Genomic DNA, 20,212 nt, shown 5'->3' with positions numbered 1-20,212 from the left:
TTTGTTCGTCCTATGCAGTTCACCGTTTCAGCTTTTGCCGATGAACCTCGTACCAAACAAAGGGACATCTTTTCTTGAGATAGGCTTCACTCGTCTCGCCCATACGGTAGTCGTCGAAGTAATCTCGCCTATCCTTGCGGCAGTCTTCGTCGTCGAGCCCGAGGCGCTCGATGGTCGTCTGGGCGCGGTGCTTGAGGTCCGCCGCGAGGGCGGGGTTGGGGAAGATGCTGCCGGTGAATAGGTTCAAGTGAAACGTATCCGGGGCAATCTCAAACGGATCCAGTAGTTCATCGAACGCCCCCTTTCGGGCGTTGACCTTGGTGCATGCGAGCCTAAGGTTGCGCCAGCGATAGGCGTGCTCGATGGCAGATGATTTAGCGATGAAATGGTCTGTGGAGCGGGCGCCGGTGGTTCGCGGGATATGCATGGCTGCGTAGGCGCATACGCCACGATAGCGACGGTAGAGATCGTCCAAGCAATGGCGCCAATAGGGATGAAGCTCGACGTTCTTCCCATCCGCGCCTTTCGGCACGGCACCTCGTCTCGGTAAGTTATTATTGCGGAGCCACTTGACGCCAGGACGATAGACCTTCTGATTGAAGCCCTTCGGCTGGCCCCTCGGTTGGACCGGGATCACGGCAGCCAGCCTCGCTTTCCGGTAATGTAGCGCCACCGAGCCAAAAAAGGATCCGTCTCTCGCAGCACCGCGAGCAGCTTCTTGTCAATTGCCCTCGCAGCTTTTCTGCTCGTCTTCGGATTTTCGATTGCCCGCGCAGCCCGCTCGATCGCGTCCTCGGCTTCTTTAGAGCGGGGGTGCTTGAGCCCGAAGTGCTCCACGAGCCATGTGTTCGCGTCTCCAAAGCGTTGCCATGGCTCCTCGACGACGCGCACGGTCTTGTCTGATGGATTTTGCTGAAACTCGAGGAGGTTATCCTTCACCGGATCGAAGCTCGGCTCCAGCGAGGCGAGAACGAGGGGCGCGTGCGTGGTGACGATGAACTGGACCTCCGCCTGGGGCGCCAATGCCTCCATGGCAGCCAAGATTGCGGGGAGGATGGTCCTCTGCCATCGCGGATGCAGGTGCGACTCTACTTCGTCACAAAGCAGCGTCACGCGCCGAAGCGGGGCGAGCCCGGCTAGGGGGGCGACCTCTTGAATTTCGGAGACGGCCCAGACGAGCGCATACGCGAGCCCCAAGACGCGCTTGACAGCGGCCGACGCGTGGATCGCGAAGACGTTCGCGTCATAACCAAGATCGAGTGTGGGATGGTTGAGGGTATCGAGCCGCCTGAGACGCTTTGGTAGGCCGAACCGAATGGGCTCTTCGGGGGGCGAGAGCTTTTCGATAACCTTTTCAAGCGCGGCGTATGCGCTTCGGCGTTCGGACCGCCAGCTCACGATATCTTCGAGCAGCCCGCGGCAGAGCACTGTGCTGCCGTCACGCGCGTTTAGCCCGCGCCAGAGTTCGCGAGGCGCGAAATGGTACCCTCTGGAGAGGTCGGGTTGGCCTTTATCCGTGGGTTTGCGATTGCGGATGGGGTCCCACACCGAAAAGCTGCCATCCGCACGTGCATACACGCCAAGGCCTGGCGCAAGGGCGCGGCTCCCCTTCTTCTTCCAGCGTTCCTTGGCTGGATCGTATTCGCCGATGAGGTCTCGGCCACCCGCCTTGGCGGAGATGGTGGCGGTGGATACTGGTCGACCATTTCTGCGACGCGAAGGGGGCCGCGCCGGCTCATCAGACCAGGCGCCCGTGAGGGCCCACCAGAGCACCTCGAGCACGAACGTCTTTCCGAGGCTATTGTCGCCGATCAGGAGGTTCATGCGGGGACGAAGCGGCACCTCGAAGCGCGGCGCTGGCCCGACGCCCGTCGTGACTATCTGAGAGACAAATTCCTTCTCAGTTGACGTAGCTTCGCGCGGGGTGGGCGGCGCGTCGTCTGCTACGATCCGCTCGCCATGCTCGATCCGGAATCTACGAGCCTCGGCGTCCTCACGGTCGGCCTCTTCTTCGTAGCGTCGCGCGAGCGCGTCCAGCATGGCCGACGTCCTTGGATATCCAGCCATTTCGAGTTTCTGTGAGGCTTCCCGATAACGATCAGCGATCTCCCGCTCCTGGACACCTCCCTCGTCAAGATCTCGTGCCGTCATGCCGCGGAGATTGCGCTTAGCCAAGGCGAGGTTCTCGCTGAGCGAGGTATAACGTCCTGACTCGAGGAGACGCCTCGCGGCGATGCAGGGCCAAAACCCATCGCTGCCAGCGGGCGCGCGCGCAAGCACCTCGGCGACGTGGACGGAGCCTACACGTCCCCGCCCATCGTCCTCCGTTTTCGTGAGAACCTCTGCGGCCCATGCCTCGAGCTTGTCGTCGCGCTCGTTCTCGGGGAGCCCTTCGCCTGGAAAACCTTTCCATGCTTTGAGGAGGGCATACGCGTTCTGTGCACTTTGGACCTTGGCAGGATCCGTCCCCGTCGGGGACTCTTCGCCTTCTCGCCGATAGAGATTCCGAACGAGCGCGACGAAAATGTCCGTATTCTCTGCGAGAGCAACGGTTACGTATCTAGTGCGTCTCTTGTCTGAGATGAGGAGCAGGAAGTAGAATTCGAGGGGGGCGATGTCATGGACGGGATCTTTACCAGCAGGCGGGTCGCGATCGATGACATCGAAAAGCCATTCCACATAGTGCGCCCCTAGGGGAGCCTGGAGAGTTGCCCCCGTTTCCTTTACACGAAGGAGCACCCGGTATGCGAGCGTGCCAGTGGTCGTACTTCGATGAATGGCAGCTGTCTCAAGCGCGGCCGCCTCGCGTCCTACAGCAAGAAAGTGGTCTACTGCATATTCAAGCTCTTCAATTGATGGTTTGCCGAATACGCGCAGAATTGATTTCCAGTATTCTGTCTGCAGGGGTTCGCCCATCTGCTCCAGCAGTGCCCAAAGAGGCTTGCCCGTATCCCATCGGGCGGCGACACGTGCAGCATCTGCGATCCTGCCTAGGTCTATAAACCGCCTCAGAAGCTTTTCGAGCCACGAAAGGCCGAGCTTGCGAGCACGCGCGATCGAGAAGCTGGCAATAAGAGCAGCGTATGGCTCCTCTGGCGTATCGGCCAGGATTCGGGGTTCGACATCGGACGAATGCGGTGATTTTCCCAGGGACCAGCCCAGGCTATCGACACCATAATTGCTCTTTTCAACTTCGCGTAGGAGCTTGGCCAAGAGCGCCCACCGATCTTCGCTCTTCCACAACTCCGAGATCGTCTCGGCACGAAGTTCGTCGAGCGCCTGCTCATCTTCGGTCGCGCGAGTGAAGGGGCGCAATGGGATCCCCTGATAGGGTTCAAAGCGCCACGCATGCGCGCGAGCAAAATCTTTCGGGGTGAAGCCATCATAGAGCTTCTCGAGTGACTTCACGCGTTCCGACGCGAGGTCCTGTTCATCAAGCCCCGTCAAAGCCTTCCGCAGCGCGGTCCACAGGATGCCCTCGGCATCGTCGATCGTATCCCGCCGAGTTAGAATTGCTTCAAGAACCTGCTCCTCGACATCTTCTGGCCCACGAAGCACAGACCGTACGAGATCCGCCCATCTATGCCCATCATCGCCAGCATCATTTGCAAGATCTTCAAGCAAGGCGAGAACTTGCGCGCTCACGACGCGCATATCGATGTTGTCAGAGTCTTCTTTCGGTGCCCAGTCATGAAATTGCGGGAGTCTCCCCTGATTCAACAAAACCCCGCCGCGGAGCTTTTCAAGCATGCCGAGCCCGAGCTTGCGTCCCGTCTGCGCGCACTGCTGAAATACCTGGCGAATCAGCTTGATTCGCTCCTCTGTTGTCGTGTTCGACTTCGGCATCACGTACCGTAGAAGCGCGTCGAGGCTTTGTAACGGGCGATTTGCCATCGCTCCCCCGGGATCCATCGCATCGAGCCGGGTGAGAGCCCGAATGACGCGGCTTCGTACCCTCTCCTCCGGATGCCAGGCCAAGACCTCCAAGGCCCAAAGCAGCCCTGTATGCGGCGACGAGCCAAACATCACCTGCTCTTCCTGGAAAAGATGCCCCACGCCCTCGTCCTGCCGATCGAGGCTCGATTCCACCCGATCAAGAAAACCATTAGGCGCAGCTTCCGCCAGGATCGGCAGGGATTCATGCAAGGAAGCCCAAGGCAACCATCCCGCTTCGGGACGGAGGAGCCAGCGCACGAGCCCCTCCGCCAATACGCTGCCGCTGCGCGTATGGTGTGTTTCCGCGAATGTTTCGTCCTCCAGCGCGAGGCGTGCGATAGATTCAGCGAGCCCCAACCGCAACGCATCGGATTGTGCAGTGACCTTGCCCTTAATGGCCGCCATATAGCGCTCGGCCTTGGGCAACTCATAAGCAGGATCTGGCGTGCCCAAGACGACCATCACGACATCACGGAAGCAAGCGAGGTGCGTCTCCGTGAGCCCGCGGGTGAGCAATTTGAATGCTGTCTCGGGAGAAGTCCAACGATATACGCCCTGTGGGACGCGCTCCGTCACGCGCATCATCACGGTGGACGGCAGATCCGCGCAGAGCTGTTCCGCCACCGCCGGATCCCCACCCAAGCGGCGCACGACCTCACGATCTCCCTCCTGCGTTGGCACCCACGCCCCCACGAGCAGGAGCGCGAGCAGCTCCGCGCGAGGGCTATTTCGCGCCCAATCCGGCAGCTGCACGTTTATGTATCCCAGCCGGTATTGGAGCGACGTCAAGTCGCCCCCAGCAGCTCGGATATGGCGCTCCGCATCCTGCTCGGAGAAGCCAGCCCCTTCGAGGGCCTTAGCAAGAGGAGCAAAGGGCTGCTCCTCCAGTGTCAACGTCGAGCCCTTCTGAGGCGGCACCGACGAATCGGACGGCAAGATGATCCGCGCCTTCGCGGCGATCGCCTGGCCCGCATCGGGGCGATCGAAGACGGGAAGGAGAATCTGCGATTCGGCGCCCTGGGCGCGCAGGGCCCAGCGAAATGCGTCTTCCGTCTCCACGACGACAGCCCGCGATAGCCAGGTCTCCGCTTTGGGGCCCCTCGCGATCGCCGCCGCGGCGAAAAGCGCCGCTTCCTCTCTCGTGCGGCCCCGGACAAGCAGGGAAGGTCCAGCATTGCTATCGAGCCAAGTCGAAAGCTCCTCTCCCTGCGCCGCACGCCGCTCGCCCGCGAGCACCAGATTTCGCGGAAGCGGCGGGGTCGTCCGCTTGCTCCAATCGTCGAGGAACGCGTCGACGTCTCGACAATCATACGCAGGTCGCCCGAGGACGTTCGCGAGCCAGCGCGCGACGGCAGGCGCTTGCTCGATCCACGTCGCGATGTCGTCCGCGTCGAGGAGCCGCACATCGGCCCAGTCTCGCGATTCACGCTTTTCTTGAGCCCAGGCATCCTTCCCTGGGAAGGCGCGCGCGGTGACGGCAACGTAAGTCGTCAGCGAGGGGCGCACGCCTTTGGTCGGTTCCTCCGTGCGCTTATTGTAATCGTCGTCAAGCTTCTTACGAACCTTCTTTTCGACGGACAGCTCCCAGACGGAGAGCCCCGCTGGGCAAAACGGCGTGCTCGCGCGCGCGCGTACGATACCGTCCCAGCCGGAGTACCGGACGCCAGCATCCGCGCGCATCTCGATCCCCATGAGCGGTGTGGTCGCGAGAAGCAATCGCCGCAGGAGCTTAGGGAGGAGCGACGGCGCCTCGAACTTCGACGCCCACTGCTGGATCTCCTCGGTGGAGATGTCCCACGGCCTGGTCATGTACAGGACCCTACCACGTTCTTCTGAGGACTGGTCAACCCAAGGCCGGCGTTGTTCCGGGGAGGGCGTCGGGTTGCTAGTCGACGCTGGCGAGGTCGTTGGGCGGGTGGCGTCTTTCGTCGAGGCGCGGGACGTCGGAGGTGGCCCCACGCCTTCCCGCGCGTTCGCACTGGAGACCATCAAGCGCTCTGGGCGCGAAGGAACTGCTCCGTATCCCTTCGGTAACCGCTCAACTGGGCGGCGCCTGCGCCGCCACGACGGCTGCCGCTTCGGGTCCCATTGGTGAGGCACATGAGCGCGAAGGGGTTCACTCAGCGACGTCATGCGAGTGTTACGGGGTCATCTGCACCGAGATGGACAAGCTGACGGGTGGGGACCGGGCGTCGGCTTGGCCATACCTCCAAGGCAAACGTCGAGATCCGCGTCCGGAGCTCGGGTGACGCGCCCGCGCGCAGCTCCGCCTCCTCGCGGGCGAGGAAAAACTCGTCCGTTATCTGTGCCATGCCGCCCGGGGTGAGAGTCGGGCAACCCCTCGAACAGCTCCTTGGGGCCGTCGCCGCGAAGGACGTCAACCGGAAAAGAAAAAGACCGGCGCGGGTGCCGTGGTCCTGGCCAACCAACCACGAGCCCGCGCCGGTCCCCGGGTTGGGAGACCCGGGACAAACCTAGGCCGTTGAAGGTGGTTTCGTCAAGCCAAACGCTGAACGTCCCGCGGGTGCGCTCGCGGCGCTCAGAGGATGCCGCGCGCAGCGATCTCCCAGCGTTCTCCGCGCGACCGACACGGGCGGCGAGACCAGCGAGGAGATCGGCCACGTCTGCCCTCTTCGCGCCGTCGAAGCCGGCGGCAACGTTGCGAGCAGAACGCGTCCCGGAGCGCGGCGAGGCGATCCCGGACCGCGGCGATCCGCGGTTGCCACGCTGGGCTCGATGCGGAGCCATCGACCCGTTTCGGTCCGGACAGATGGCCGAACCGACGTGTATGACCTCTTGACCTACCGCCTGAGGTGGTATTCTGGGGCAGACCGCGAGGGGTCGTGAGTGCATCCAAGACCCCACCCCACGATATCCGTATGGCGCTCAGAGTTCGGGCCGACCGAGAGGGGAGGAGCGTTCTGCAGCTCCTCCTAGAAGCCCTCGCGAGCGCAGGGATGAGAGAAGCGGCTGCGCTTCTGGGGATCGAGAAGAAGAGGCGTTGAATGAGCGCACCGAAGAACAAGCCGCCTGCCGCCGACCCGGCTCCGAAGAGCCCCAAGGACTACTTCAAGGTGTACGCGCCGAAGCTGTACCGGCGTGAGCTGCACATGGAAGCGCTCTTTGCCGACAAGTCGTTGGCCCAGTACACGCGCGAGATCCTCGACGAGCGACTCCCGCATGATCTGCGCATGGTCCTCCGCGAGCGCGCCGAACGCGAGGGGACCACGGTGCAGAAGATCCTGCTCGAGGGGTTGGTCGCCATCGGGGTCTCCGAGGCCAAACCTCTGCTCGCTGAAACGAAGAAGAAGCGGACCTAGCGCCTCCTGCTGAGCTTGACCTGTAGGTCAAGGGGTACCAGCGTCCGGGCCGAAAATGGCCACGGAATCCCCCGAGCAAGCTCCGCCCAACGGTCTGTCCGGTTTAATTTGGACGCCCCCGACACCTCGCGAGATCGCCGCCGTCGTCTGGGATCTGCTCCGCCATCAGGCACCCGCCTCCGACCTGGAACTTCTGGAGGCCGTCGCTGCCGCGACGCGCGAAGGGCTCCCCTTCAACGGCCCAGCGCGTCGCCGGTGGTCTCTCGCGCGAGCTGTGCAGGTTGGTGCGGCGACGACCAGTGACGGGCAGGCCGCGGTCCTCGGCTTGGCTCGATGGGCGCAGAGCGGCTTCCCCGTCGTGACCATGCACCCCACGTACGCGGCGGCGCTCCTTGCGACCTCAGCCGAGGACCCGTCGCATCTGTCGCTGTTGAGCGAACTCGCGTCGCCGTTCCACGCCTTCGTGATGGACGTCGCCGAGTCCTTGCTGCCGGTGGACAACCCCGCGGGGCCGGACTTCGTGACGCGCGTGCTCGTCTTCCGGCACGAGCACCGGAAGCACCCGCAAGGCGCGTGGGCCTACGTCGCATGGACGAAACGCTCGCTCACGCTGTGGCGGTTCGGTGTTGGGGCGAGGGGCTTTTGCCGCCCGAGCTCGAAAGCACCCCGATCGTCCACGAGATGGCTTCGTTCCCGGTCGGCATCACGGACGCCGACCGCCGCACGAAGATGCTGATCGGCCGGCTCATCGTGAACACGTGCCTGGCCATGACCGATCCCGCCAACGTGCAGCGGAAGGGCGCCGTCCACCGCGTGGGACGTCGGCTCGACCTCGACTTGCGCGAGGAGGTTCGCGCGTTCGGGCGGGGAGAGGCACGGCGTTCGCCCGAGGGGGGATGGGTCTCCTCGCACTGGAAGATGCAGCCGTATGGGCCGGGCAGAGCGCTACGGAAGTGGATCTTCGTGGAGCCCTACTGGAGGGGGCCCGGAGCCCGCGGCACCGGTGAGTTTGACTTGGCGTAAGCGACGTCACTCCAGGCAAAAATCGGCCAGGGCCCCACCGCGTCTCGCGTTACGTTTCGCTCGCTCCGGCGAACACGAGTGTGATGACGACAGTCAAGAAAGACCCCGCCGAGGACCTTTGCGCGCAGCTCGCGGAGCTTCGGCCCGTCGTCGCGCGCTTCCTCGAGAGCAGGCGCGTCCAGCAAGCCGCCGGCAGGGAGGGGCTCGACGACGAGACGCAGGACGTGATGATCGAGGGGTACGAGAGCCTCTCGGGTTACCGGCCCGAGAGCGGTACCCTCATGAACTGGCTGCTCGGCATCGCAGCCAACATCCGCCTGCGATGGCGGAGAGCCTGCCGAAAGCAGGAGGAGCGATTCGCTCCGACCGACGACAGCGACGGTTCCCCCGCGTCGCAGCACTCTCCCGAGCGCGCGGCGATTCTATCTCAGGCTTGTGAGCGCGTGGCCGAAGCGCTGAAGACAATGCCGGCGGAACAGCGGGCCGTATTCTGCCTGGTTGTTTTGCAGGGCCTCTCGCACGCGGAGGTGGCCAAAGAGCTCGGCATCTCGGAAGAGGCCTCCCGAATGAAATTCATGCGGGCCCGCGCGTACATCCGAGAGCGCGTCGACGACGTGCACGGCATGGCCCTGCTCATCCTGTGCGGCCAGGACCGGCGTGTGCTGCTCCGGACGAGGTGGAGGAGTCGGTTGGAGTTCATTTACCGCGCCGGCCACGCGTGGAGCGCGCTCATGGCGGCGGCGCTCCTCGGGTCCGCCAGCTCCTCGGCCGCGCCCCAGGACGTCGCCGCGTCTGCGCGTGCAGCATTCGTTCGTCACGCGATGGTTGTACGTGCCGGGGAGGCTTTCACCGACCCTTCGGCCATCGACCCGGAGACCATCGACACGCCGCCGTCCATGACGCAGGCTGCGCCGGTGCACGAGCATCGGCCTACGCCTCGCGGGGCGCCGCCAAGAGTCACGAACCGCCTCACCATCAAGTGGCGCCGCTGAAGCGACGATGGGGTACTGGCTTTACTACCTCGGCTTCATGGCGCTCACGTTCGCGTTACAGCGACCTTGGGTGATGGTGGGCGTTCTCGTCTTCGTCGCGCTCCGCCCGTTCATCCCGGACCCGATCGTACTCGCGCGCACGTGGGGGAAGATTCGCGCCCTCGATGCGCAGATCGCTGCGAACCCCGCGAACGTCACCGCGCGCCGTGATCTCGCGATCATCTGGCTCGAACGGCTGCGCCCCGGCCGCGCGCTCGAGCTCCTCGACGAGGCCCGTCGTCGTGCACCGGACGACGCGGAGCTGCTCTACCTGACGGGGCTCGCGCGGATGCGCAGCGGCGACGCGGAGGGCGCGCTCGAGCCGCTGGTCCGCGCCGTCGAGCTGGAGCCGCGCCTGCGCTACGGCGATCCCTACCTGGCGGCTGCCGAGGCGCTCCTGATGCTCGGGAGGCTGGAGGAAGCGGAGGACGCTCTCGAACGGTTCACGCGGACGAACAGCTCGTCCATCCAGGGACACGTGCTCCTCTCGGATGTGCGGCGAAAGCTTGGCAACGCCGAGGGTGCGAAGGCGGCGATCCGGGAGGCGCTCGACACGTGGAAGACGTTGCCGAGTTATCGCCGACGGAGCGAAGTTCGGTGGTGGGTGACGGCGTGGGTCAAGCACATCCTTGGATGAGCTGATGGGCCTCGTGCTTGCTGAGTTTGTCCTGCTCCCCGCGCTTGCTGAGTTTGTCCTGCACCCGTATCCTGACGCGCATGGTGAAACGGCGTGCATGGCTCGTCTTGCTCGTCGCGCTCAGCGCACCCTTGCAAGCGCATGCAGACGAGGACACGAAGCCCGCCCCACCCCCCTCGAACCCCGCGGCGCTTCAGCAGGCCACGCAGAAGGCGCGCTTCAAGGCGCTCGTGGCGAAAGCCGAACGCGAGCGGAGGGCCGGGCGGCTCGCCGAGGCGGCGACGGCATACGCCGATGCGTTCGAGCTCGAGCAGGACCCGCTCGTCGCGGGTCGGCTCGGCGTGTTGCTCGTCGAGCTCGGGAACCCCACCGAAGCGGCGGATCTGCTGCTCGATGGGATCGAGCGCGCGACGGACGCGCCAGCCGCGGAGCGGGAGAGGTTCCTGAAGGCGTACGACACCGCGCGGGCGCGCGTCGGTCGCGTCGAGGTGACGGTCTCCGAAGCGCACGCGGAAATCTCGCTCGACGGGGTCGTGAAGCAGACCGATGGGATCACGGGCTTCACGATGTTCCTGCCGCCCGGGGAGCACGAGCTCCGCGCGAAGCTGAAGGGCTTCGAGGACGGTGTCGTGCACTTCACGGCATCGAAGGGCGGAACGTTGCGCGTGGAGCTGACGCTCCTCCCGCTGCCCTCGTTCAAGCCCATCGAGCCACCGGAACGCTTGCTGCGGCGACGACGCGTGCGCGAGCCGGCCGTGAACGTCGACGAGCCGCCGAACGACGAGCCGGCGCGCGAGCCGATCGTCGGTGGCGTGATCGGTGAGGAGCAGAAGAAGAGGGGCACGCGCGGATCGGTGAGCGGGGGGCCGGTGGTCGTGTTCGGCGTGGCGTCGTGGCAGCCGGCGGTCGGCGCAGTCATCGCAGGTAGTTTGAGTCCAAACGAGTATGTGTCGCTCGGGCTCGAGGCGCGCGCGGCGTGGCTGACGTCGGGTGTGGAAGGCGCGCAGATCAACGCGATGACAGCCGGGGGGCTCGTGAGCGCCTGTGGACACTGGCGGTGGTTCTTCGGCTGTGTCCTCGGCCATTTGGGGGTCATCAGCGGTGAGTTCTCCAGCGCCAGCTATATCCCTCAGACAATCACCGGAACGTTCCCGGGCTTCGGAGGGCGCCTCGGCGCCAAGGTGAATCTCACGGACTCCTTCCTCGTGCAGGCGGCTGTGGACGGCCTGGGACTGACACGTGGTCTCAGGGTCGTTGCCGATTCACGAGTCATCGCAGAGCAACCGCCGGCGATGTTCAGTGCACAGATCGCTGGTGGATGGGAGTTCTAGCCATGGGCAAAGCGCACAAGGCACTCGTGGTAGCGGCCGTGGTAGTGGCCTGGTTATACTCGACGGTTGGGTGCTCGGCGCCAGATTACGTCTTCATCGGGCAATGCGCCCCCGACGCGCTCTTTCCCGATCCTTGGTGTATTGTTGATGCCGGTGTAGACGCCGACGCCAGCGACGACGCTGACGCGGATGGGGGTTCTCCGTGAGCAGAGCATTTATCGTAGCGTTTTGCTTGTGCATATTCGGATGCGGGGTACCCGACTTTACTATGGTGGGGAAGTGCGATCCCAGCGCGCTATCTCCTGATCCCTGGTGTCTCGATGCCGGCGCGGACGCCGACACCGACGCGGACGCCGATGCCAGTGCCCCGCAGGACCCCCCGGCAATCGACTGCGAGAACGATCTCCCTGGTCGATGCGTCGCCGAACCGAGCGGCGATCCCCCGGGGGAGACTCCGGCAGGCGCATGGCCTCGCACGCCGATGCTCCTCTGGGTTGGCCCCGTGGACGACATGCCGGCCTCCTGCCCGAAGGAGGTGCCCTGGGAGAAGTACCGCCGCTACAGCGACCTCGTCGCCCCGCCCGCGACGTGCGAGCCCTGTAGCTGCGAGAAGCCCGAGGGCACGTGCTCGGGGTTGCCGGCGTCGATCGAGATCCGCACGACGTCATGCGAGCAGAGCGGGGGCATTTCGGTGCCGTTCGATGGCCCGGCCGGCTGGGATGGCTCCTGCACGAACGCTGCCGCGCTCCCGGCAGGCGCCCAGTGCGGCGGGCAGCCCTGCGCGCAGTACGTCGGCGCGTCGGCCTTGCCGGCACCGATAGAACAGCCCTGCGCGGTGACGACCGAGACGCCTGCCTTCACGAAGGACAGGAGCTGGCTTCTCGGGGGCCTCGCCTGCGAGGTCGAGGAGCTCGACGGCGTATGTGATTCCACGGGCGAGCGCTGCATGAGGGACCTGCCGCTCCCCTGGCTCCACTGCGTCGCCCTTCAGGGCGATCACGCGTGCCCCGGAAACTACACCTACGCGCGGTACTTGATGTTCGACGAGGAGCCCGTCGACGATCGGGGATGCAGCGCGTGTTCGTGCGGGGCGTCGGAGGGAGGGCTCTGCCTCGCGTCCCTGCATTTGTACGATGACGCGGCCTGCACTGCGGAATCGACAAACCTGTCACTCAGCTCGGTGAAAGACGCATGCAGCACGATCAACCCTCCGGGGCGCGCAGTCACAAGCAAGGCGATCAAGGGCCTCGCGTACGTGCCCGGCACGTGCGCGGCCAGCGGGGGCGAGCCGATCGGCGAGGCGCGTGAGGACATGAACACGGCGGTCACGTTCTGCTGCATGTACCCGTTTTTCGATCTCCCAAAGTAGTTTTTCAGGACGGCCCCACGGCGCGGCAAAGCATCACGCGCTCGACGTGCAGCACCGCGGCCTTCGGCAGCCCAAGGGCGGCCAGGGCCTCCGCTCGCGTGCCCCGCGCTGCGGCTCGGGTGAGCGTCGCATGCTGTTCGGGGGTGATGGCCCCGCGGACACGCTCGAGCTCGACGACGTAGGCGGCATCGTACGCGCGGAGCAGGGTGGGATCGCCGTCGCGGAGAGACGCGCGGACCGCGGCCTGCCAGTGCTCCCGCAAGGCGACCCAGGTCATAGGGTCGAGCTTGTGTGCGTCGAGGACCGGAGCTGCGTCCGGAGAGAGCGCGAGCGCGGCGTCGAGGCGCGCGCAACGGTCGAGGGGAAAAAGGTCGACCGGGAGCGGGTCCCGGGCGGCCGCGGAGTTCTCTGCGGCGGCGGGCTTCGGGGCGGGGGCCGACGCGGGCGCCACGGAAGCAGCGCGCGCCGACGGAGGTGGATCGTCGACGCCGAGGAGCGGCGGGGGCCGGATGGCCGAAGGTGCGCGCGGCGCGGCTAGCTCCATGATCGGTGGCGGGAGCAAGTCGGTGGGGATCAGGAAGACGCCTTCCGGGATCGGCACGGGCGGCGCCGGCTTCGGCGGCGGCAGGAACATCGTGGGCGCGGTATTCCAGTAGTCGGGCGCCGGGGCCCACGTGAGCCACGGGGACGCGTCGGGCTCGGGTTCCGACGGGTAGAGGGTCGGGGTGTCGGCGGCGTTGGGCGGGGTCCATGTGTCGGGCATTGGGCAGCTCTAATACCTAAGTGAGACCTATTCGCATTCTTCGTCTTCCCATTCCCTGAGATTGTTCAAGAACTCCGTCAGGCTGTTCGCGAGAGGGTACACGTTTCCGTAGTCCTGCCGGAACCTACCATGCTCGTCGAGCTCGTCCTCATGGTCCCAGAAGTAGACCTTGCCCCGGCGCTTCCCCTTCCAGCCCATGCAGACATTGTTACCGAAGGCATCCGTTCCAATGGGGATGAGATCCGCGGGGACGCGCTCCTCGTACGTCTCGCATGCACCATCTAGCGAATAGTCCGGGTGTTCGTGGATGCCGTAGAAGACGCCCAGCGAAGACTCCTGACCGTGCCATCCTGGGATCGCAAATCCATTAGGCGTAGGCATTCCGCCATTGTATTTTAGCAGAAACGCCTTGTATTCATCAGGGAGCGATAGTTTTTGTCGGGTCTCGAATTGTGCAATCTCGGCGCGAGACGTTGGGCCGTATGGATTGTCAATGGTTGCTTGCATTGTTGGCGTCTCTTTATCGGGTTTTCGACATGCCGCCGGTGTGAAAGAAATCTCTGTGCACAGAGCTCTTTACCAACTGCATCGTCTTTCCATCTTGGTGGTGATGCCACGTATATCCTTCAGAGAGCCTCTTCCGTTCGGTGATACCCGCGGCTTCGTCGGCAAGATTCGTGTCCTTCCGATAGTTGCCCGTAAACTCAATTTGCACATCGTTCACTTCCGGATGCCTGTACCGCGAAAAATCCGGGAACCCATCTTTATCATACGTCACCTCCACCCCATCCTTCCGCCTGAACGTCGTCGACCCATCGGGGTTGTCCCGGACCGTACCGCCGCTCTTCTCCCACTTCTCCCTGACCGGCTGGTGCGGCTTCCGCGGCGCCTTCGGACCCCCACCGTCCCCGTTTGCCCCCGTCCCGCCCTGCTTCTTCTTCCGCGGCGCGAACCCCCCGTCCCCCGGGTTCTTCGGCGCCTGCGCGCCGATCCCGCCGGCCTTCTTCCGCGCGAGCTTCTTCTTCGCCGCCTGCTTGGCCTTCCGGACCGCCGCCGCTGCATTCGCGAGGTGCGCTTGCCACTTCAACAGCAATCGATCGAGCTTCGCCAGCGCCTTCGCGGCCCGCGCCGCCTTCACTCCCTTGGCGAGCGCATCCCCAGCGTACGGCACGACCGCCGAGACCACCGAGAGCCCGCCCCCGAGCCAGTCCCCATCCGCCAGGGCCAGCGCCGCGCCGGTCAGGTCCGAAGCCGGCGTGGGGTCCAGAATCCCGGCCGCGTCCACGCCGAGCTTGAAACCCTCCCACCGGATCGCGTTGTTCGTCGCTTCGAGCTCCGCCTTGCACGCCGCTTCCTCCTCGAGTGCGGCCTTGACCTCGGGGTCCGCGAGGACTTCGGGGTCATCATCGGCGATGTCGTCGCCCTGGTCCAGCTCATCGGACGGGACGAACCCCTCCGCGTCCTCGTCGAGGTAGAGCCGCCCATTCTCGTCGAGCGACAGTTCGTCCGGATCGATCTCGCCCTCGGGCAAACCCCCGGTGGACGTCCTCCACTCGTACTGCTTGCTGGCGGGGTCGAAGGCCCCCGAGCTCGCCTCGTACGTCTTCGACCCGTCCGCGTGCGTGGTGACCTTCACCCGCTGGACTTCGACGCGGCCCGTCGTCGGATCCGTGACCGACCGCTCCCGCAGCTCCGTGATCGCGCCCGTCTCGGGGTCTTCGGTCTTCTCGGCCGTCTCGACCACCACGATCCCCGTCGCCGGGTCCACGGTGGTGTTCGCGCTCTTCGACAAGCTCACGCCCGGCGCGGATGCGGCATCGTTCGAGATCACGAGCCTGCCGTACGTGTTCGCCGGGCCCTCGGGACCGGCGCAGTTCATGGCGAAGAGGTCCCCCTCGCGAACGAGCCAGTGGTCCCCTGCCATCGAGGACGAGCTGTGCTCGAGCGGCCTGCAATAGCCACGATTCACCCCAGAGATCAGCCCTCCGCCCGTCCCGGCCTCGTCGCCCTCGACCTCCGGAATGCGACTCGCCGTGGTGAACGCCGGTTTGTCGCAGATGAGGTGATTCGGGTCCGTGCCCTCTGCCTTGTCGAGCCGAGCAACGATCATGTAGGGGACGGCGACCAAGGCCCCCCCGACCGGCGTCCAGCAGACGTCGGGGGCGATGGAGACGACGAGAGCCTCGCCGCACTCGCGTGCCCATTCGCCGCTCACGACGCACCTCCGATTGGCGCGAGCGGCCGCGTGGCGATGTGTACGGCCTTCACGCCGCCCCTGAAGAGCGGGAGTGCAGCCCGCCACGTGAGCTCGACGCGGAGCACCTCGGCGTCGATGAGGACCGTGTCCAGACGTGCCGGTGTCCCGTGCCGATAACCCGACCCATACACTGCGCCAGCCGCCACGAGCACCGCCGGCAGCCGAAATGTGAGCTCGGCGTGCTCCGGATGGAGCGCCGTGAGGCGCACCTCCTCGTCGCCCCGCAAAAACCCGTCCGCCACGAGCTCCAGATGCGCGGCATTCCAGAATGCGCCGTCGAAGTCCTCGGGCAAACGGCGCCCGCCAAGCTTCGCCCACGCCTCGCCGAACGTCCCGGCCCGCGCGCGCCGCGGCTGCCACGTCCTCGCGATGGCTCCGAGGCCCTCGACCGGGTAGAGCTCGCCGAGCTCGGGCACGCGACCGTCCCCCGCCAAGACGCGCGGCACGGCGATCGGCTGCGAGGTGTCGGCCTTCCGCAGGTCGCACGCTCCGAGTCCCACGGGGTTCGCCGCGACCCCGTCGCCTCCGAATGCGAGCTCGTATCGCACGGGCACGTGGCGGACCGGGACGATCGGCGTGAGGGACCAGCCGAGCAGCGGCGCATGGACCCAAGCCCGCGGCCCCGTGACCGTGACGAACTTCTTCAAGCCGCCCACGCAGACCCCGGCGCGCCACGAGGGCATGCGCTGACCTCCGGGCGCGTACGCGGTGGCATTTACGATGACGTCCGTGCCCACCTTGAAGGGCGCGAGGTCGTCCTCGTACCGCACGCTGGAGGGCACGCTGGGGTCCCACGGAACTGCGGTCGTGCGTATCGGCGAGGGCGATGCGGACCAGCGAACCGGCTCGCTCTTGGCGACGTCGAAAGTCCCTTTTGCGACCACGACGAGAGACGGATCCCCGTCGAGATCCTCGGTCGGAAAAGCCATGACGACGAGCGGCGTCCTGTTATGGAGCATCATCGAAGCCGCCTCCGCTCAGTTCGTCTTGACGGGCTGCCCGACGAGGTGCAGCGACGCCCCGGCCACTTCGGCAGGACCCGACGCTGCAATCGCGATCTGCGCGCCCTGCACGCCGATCTTCGTGCCGGCGACGCCCACGGGGCCCGACGATTGCAGCACGATTTCCGTGCCGGAGATCGTCACCTTCCCCGAGGGCTCGAGCGTGATGCTCGCCGCGCCGCTCGTGATCGTGATGGTCCCTCCCGCGCGGATGATCTGCGTCGCCCCCACCTCCAAGGCATGGGCGCCGGCGATCGTCGTCTCGCTCGAGCCGCCCACGGCGACGGCCTGGTCCCCCGCCACGGTCATGGCCTGATCGCCGCCGATGTCGACGATCTCGTTCACGCCCACGACGCGCGCGCTCGAGAGCCCGACCACCTGCCGGGCGTTGTCCTGCACGAGCTGCGCGGCGTTCCGGCCGACGATGACCTCAGCGTCGCGCACCACGCGCGTCTTCTGGTCCCGCTTCACCGTCAGCGCGGCATCACGCTCCACGGTCGCCTCGACGTCCCTCTCGGCGTGCACCTGAATGAGCTCGTGCCCCTTTTTGTCCTCGAAGAGGATTTCATTGAATCCTCCGCCACCCGGCGAGGACGAAGTTCGCCAGCCGCTCTTCGTTTTGTTCGCCGGCAGCGGATACGGTACCTTCTGGATCGCGGTGTGAATTCGGCCGACGACCACCGGCCGGTCGGGATCTCCGCCGATGAAGTCGACGAGGACCTCCTGCCCGACACGCGGCATGCTCAGGCTGCCATACCCAGCGCCTGCCCATGCCTGGCTCACCGGGAGCCAGCACGAACTCTGCTCGTCCATCTCGCTTTCGCGGTCCCAGTGGAACGACACGCGGATCCGCCCGAGCTCGTCGCAGTGGATTTCCTCCCCATGAGGCCCCACGACGGTCGCGCTCTCGACCCCCTGCGTGCGCGGCCGCGGAACCGCGATCGGCGGGCGATACGGCAGCTCCAAGCTCCGCGCTTCGCAGACGTGGGTCCAGTCTCCGTCCTGCGTGCCGTCAAGGCGTGTCCCTACGAGGAGCAGCCCGCGCGCGAGTTCGGGGCGCGGATGGCCATCGATCTGGACGATGACGCCGGGCGCGAGGTCGAGGGCGTTGGTCTCGAAGCTGAAGACGACGGCGCCCTCGCGCTGCGCTTCGAGGCGCTTCTGCGCGAGGCTCTTCGCGGCGCGTTCATCGCTCCGATAGGCGCCCCGGTCATCGGCCACGGGGGTGCCGCCGGCCTGATTCGTCCGGTAGAGGAATGCGCCGGGGGTGGCCTCGAAGGACTCGAGGCGCCCCTCGATGTCGAGCGCTCGCGCGTCGGCGCTCGCGTGCAGGGGATAGGCCGCGGGGAGCCGATGGTCCCGATCTCGTATCGCGACGCGACCGGGCCGGAGCTCGCGTCCGGCCTGCGCGCGCGTGACGTACTCGCCCGTGACCATCGTCACGTCAGCCTTGAAGGGAAGTCGTGCGCCTCGCGGCTGGCCGCGTTGTGGTGCGTCGGAGAGGACGACGACCGTCTCGTCGTCTTTCTCGACGAAGAAGTACGAGATCCCCGCGTCTGCGAGCGTGCGACTCAGGAAGGCGTGGTCCGACTCGTCGTATTGCGTGCGGTACTCGCGCGCTTTGTACGTGTCCGACAATCGGAGTTCATGCGGGACCCGCCATTCGGAGAGCAGGCGCGTCGCGATCTCGGGCTCGGAAACGTGCTGGAAGATGCGGCGGTTCGTGCGCTGGGTCAGGAGCCACAGGACCGGGACGAGTACGACCTCGTAGGCGGATAGACCGTCCTCCTCGACGCGAAGAAGGCGTGCGCTGCGTGTGATTCCCGTCCACGAGCGCTCCTCGGCGCCTCGCTGGATCGTGAAGCGGGCTTTCTGCCCGACCACGTCGTCGAAAGCGAGGGCCGGGTCGGTCGAGAGCGCCTCCAGGGTGACGACGAACAGGGCCGAGATCCCCTCCTCGATGGAGAAGCGGCGGACGTCGAGAGCGAGTTGCGAATCAAGGGCGAGCGAGAGCGTCCCGCCCGGAGGGCGGATCGAGGGTAGCCAGGCCATACGACAAACCCCGTAGGCGGTCGCAGGACATGCCTACCCACCTTTGTGGCGGTGTGCGCGTGCCCGCGTTCTTCCTGTAGATCCGTTGTGCACCAGCCCGCGAGAAGCGCGCAAGGGTTCTTCGGGCTCGATCGGACGTATTTGGTCCGGCGGGGATGTCTTACAACGTCTCACCTCTCCAGAAAAAAGACGGCCCCGCGTTACGAACCGGGTCCGAACGGCGAACACCCTAGTGTGAGGGAACGACGAACCCATCACCGCTCGCAGAGGGGCCGCGTGCAGGCCGCCCCCTTCCCCGTGGGCTGTCCCGGAGCACGCGGCCCCTCTGCGGGCGGTGATGAACTCGACGCTCACAGCGAGCCCGCGACTGTACGCGGGTGCGTTGGGGGTGCCGGGCCTGGTCGCCTCCGCTCTTCCCTTCCCGGATCGATAGCGGCATTCGTCAGGGCAAAGCAGAGAGAAGTGGTAGCGCAAAGGCGCCGCTTTCGGTCCGGGGAGGGAGGGTTTTCCACTCGTCACTCGAAGACGGGGCGCCGTCGTGCGTATGGCTGGCCCATGGCTTTCGTGCCCATGCCCGGTTCCCCGGTGTTGGCGCGCGAGCGCCTCGTCTTCGGGTGATGAGGAGCTCCCCTCTCGGACGGCGGCGCTGGGCTCCGCTCTGGGCGAGCACTTCGCCTGACGCCGTCGTCCGAGGGGGGAGACGAAAAACCTGTTTGGCGCCGCGTCGTCGATCTCAGGCGTCGGCGAATCGGAGGACCCCTTTCAGCGCGTACAACTCCCGATTCGCTGCCGCCTCGGGTCGGCGACGCCCCTTTTGGAGAAAACCATGGATGCAGCCAGGGATGCGGACGACGAACCGACGCAGGTGATAGAGCGCTCGGCGGTGCCCCAGAGCGGCATACGCGCCGCGGAAGCACATCCTTCCGAGCCGCCGCGCGATACGATCCTCGATCGGCCTTCGGCCTGGAGCCGCGCTCGCGCGTTCATGGACGCCCTGGTTCTTCGTGCTGGCGAGCGCTTCCGGAGAGCTCGCCTTTCGGACCGTCTCCCGCCGCTTCCGCCGCCGCGATCTCCCCGGGCGACGTACGTCTCGGCCGGCTCCGTCCCCCACGACGAACGGGGCGAGCAGCTCCTTCTCGACATCTTGCGTGCAGCCCGTCCTTATCAGGAGGGTGCGATCTTCGTGGCGAACTACGCGATCGCCCTCCGCAGGTTGGGCGATGACGAATACGCCGACGGCTTGCTGCAATTCGCGCTCTCGCGCATGCGCCCCGACGCGGACGGGTTCGTCTCCGTCGCACGTTTGCGTGACAGGCTCCCCGAGCTGTCGTACCTGGGCGTGCTCGTGCCAGCGTTGACTCGGTTAGAGGGTGTTCATCAGGAAGTTTGGCCCGACCAGACTGGTCGTGCCAAACCTCCGTACATGAGCATCGACGAGCGGCCTTCCCGCCAGGGTTATCCTTCCGACCTGACGGATGCCGAATGGGAACTC

General features: G+C 65.8%; 14 protein-coding genes. 7 read left to right on the top strand and 7 right to left on the bottom strand.

The window, feature by feature from the left end; translation table 11 throughout:
* Positions 1 to 19: 19 nt before the first annotated feature.
* Both GF068_RS42180 and GF068_RS42175 read right to left on the bottom strand, forming a co-directional pair.
* Entirely contained in the window at positions 20 to 637 is a 618-nt protein-coding gene (locus GF068_RS42180) for an HNH endonuclease family protein (protein WP_153825238.1), read from the bottom strand.
* Positions 634 to 5,745: an AAA family ATPase gene (locus tag GF068_RS42175; protein ID WP_170320013.1), complete on the bottom strand. Its 5,112-nt coding sequence runs from the start codon at positions 5,743 to 5,745 to the stop codon at positions 634 to 636. Before GF068_RS42175 ends, GF068_RS42180 begins: the two co-directional genes overlap by 4 nt.
* A 1,196-nt stretch (positions 5,746 to 6,941) precedes the next feature.
* Here GF068_RS42175 and GF068_RS42170 point away from each other — a divergent pair.
* From GF068_RS42170 to GF068_RS42145, 6 genes are all read left to right on the top strand, one after another.
* Complete coding sequence (locus GF068_RS42170) at positions 6,942 to 7,256, top strand: hypothetical protein (protein ID WP_153825236.1); 315 nt, start codon at positions 6,942 to 6,944, stop codon at positions 7,254 to 7,256.
* Between the two features lie 588 nt (positions 7,257 to 7,844).
* The gene (locus tag GF068_RS42165) at positions 7,845 to 8,279 is read left to right on the top strand and encodes an AcrVA2 family anti-CRISPR protein (protein ID WP_153825235.1); all 435 of its coding nucleotides are present in this window, start codon (positions 7,845 to 7,847) and stop codon (positions 8,277 to 8,279) included.
* An 83-nt stretch (positions 8,280 to 8,362) separates the two neighbouring features.
* Entirely contained in the window at positions 8,363 to 9,271 is a 909-nt protein-coding gene (locus GF068_RS42160; RefSeq protein WP_153825234.1) for an RNA polymerase sigma factor, read from the top strand.
* 7 nt (positions 9,272 to 9,278) lie between these two features.
* Positions 9,279 to 9,947, top strand: coding sequence for a tetratricopeptide repeat protein (locus GF068_RS42155; protein ID WP_153825233.1), 669 nt, complete (start codon positions 9,279 to 9,281; stop codon positions 9,945 to 9,947).
* Positions 9,948 to 10,027: 80 nt separating this feature from the next.
* Entirely contained in the window at positions 10,028 to 11,278 is a 1,251-nt protein-coding gene (locus tag GF068_RS42150; protein ID WP_153825232.1) for a hypothetical protein, read from the top strand.
* Between the two features lie 481 nt (positions 11,279 to 11,759).
* Positions 11,760 to 12,647, top strand: coding sequence for a hypothetical protein (locus GF068_RS42145; RefSeq protein ID WP_153825231.1), 888 nt, complete (start codon positions 11,760 to 11,762; stop codon positions 12,645 to 12,647).
* Positions 12,648 to 12,651: 4 nt separating this feature from the next.
* Here the strand turns inward: GF068_RS42145 and GF068_RS42140 are convergent, their stop codons facing one another.
* From GF068_RS42140 to GF068_RS42120, 5 genes are read right to left on the bottom strand one after another with little or no spacing between them, the layout of a single operon-like run.
* Positions 12,652 to 13,410, bottom strand: a complete 759-nt coding sequence (locus GF068_RS42140) for a hypothetical protein (protein WP_153825230.1) — start codon at positions 13,408 to 13,410, stop codon at positions 12,652 to 12,654.
* A 27-nt stretch (positions 13,411 to 13,437) separates the two neighbouring features.
* Positions 13,438 to 13,917 carry an SMI1/KNR4 family protein gene (locus GF068_RS42135; RefSeq protein ID WP_153825229.1) on the bottom strand — a complete coding sequence of 160 codons (480 nt, stop codon included), beginning with the start codon at positions 13,915 to 13,917 and terminating at the stop codon, positions 13,438 to 13,440.
* A gap of 13 nt (positions 13,918 to 13,930) precedes the next feature.
* Positions 13,931 to 15,625 (bottom strand): PAAR-like domain-containing protein, encoded by a 1,695-nt coding sequence (locus tag GF068_RS42130; RefSeq protein WP_153825228.1) that lies wholly within the window; start codon positions 15,623 to 15,625, stop codon positions 13,931 to 13,933.
* The gene (locus tag GF068_RS42125; RefSeq protein ID WP_153825227.1) at positions 15,622 to 16,629 is read right to left on the bottom strand and encodes a DUF2169 family type VI secretion system accessory protein; all 1,008 of its coding nucleotides are present in this window, start codon (positions 16,627 to 16,629) and stop codon (positions 15,622 to 15,624) included. The genes GF068_RS42130 and GF068_RS42125 overlap by 4 nt, the downstream gene beginning before the upstream one ends.
* A gap of 15 nt (positions 16,630 to 16,644) precedes the next feature.
* Positions 16,645 to 18,720 carry a type VI secretion system Vgr family protein gene (locus GF068_RS42120; protein ID WP_153825226.1) on the bottom strand — a complete coding sequence of 692 codons (2,076 nt, stop codon included), beginning with the start codon at positions 18,718 to 18,720 and terminating at the stop codon, positions 16,645 to 16,647.
* Positions 18,721 to 19,546: 826 nt separating this feature from the next.
* Here GF068_RS42120 and GF068_RS42115 point away from each other — a divergent pair.
* The coding region (locus GF068_RS42115) for a hypothetical protein (RefSeq protein WP_153825225.1) at positions 19,547 to 20,212 on the top strand (666 nt) is incomplete at its 3' end.

Source organism: Polyangium spumosum (genome assembly GCF_009649845.1).
GTDB classification, from domain to species: Bacteria; Myxococcota_A; Polyangia; order Polyangiales; family Polyangiaceae; genus Polyangium; species Polyangium spumosum.
Note: the sequence above shows the minus strand (reverse complement) of the source record. Positions and strands in the feature narration are given on the sequence as shown.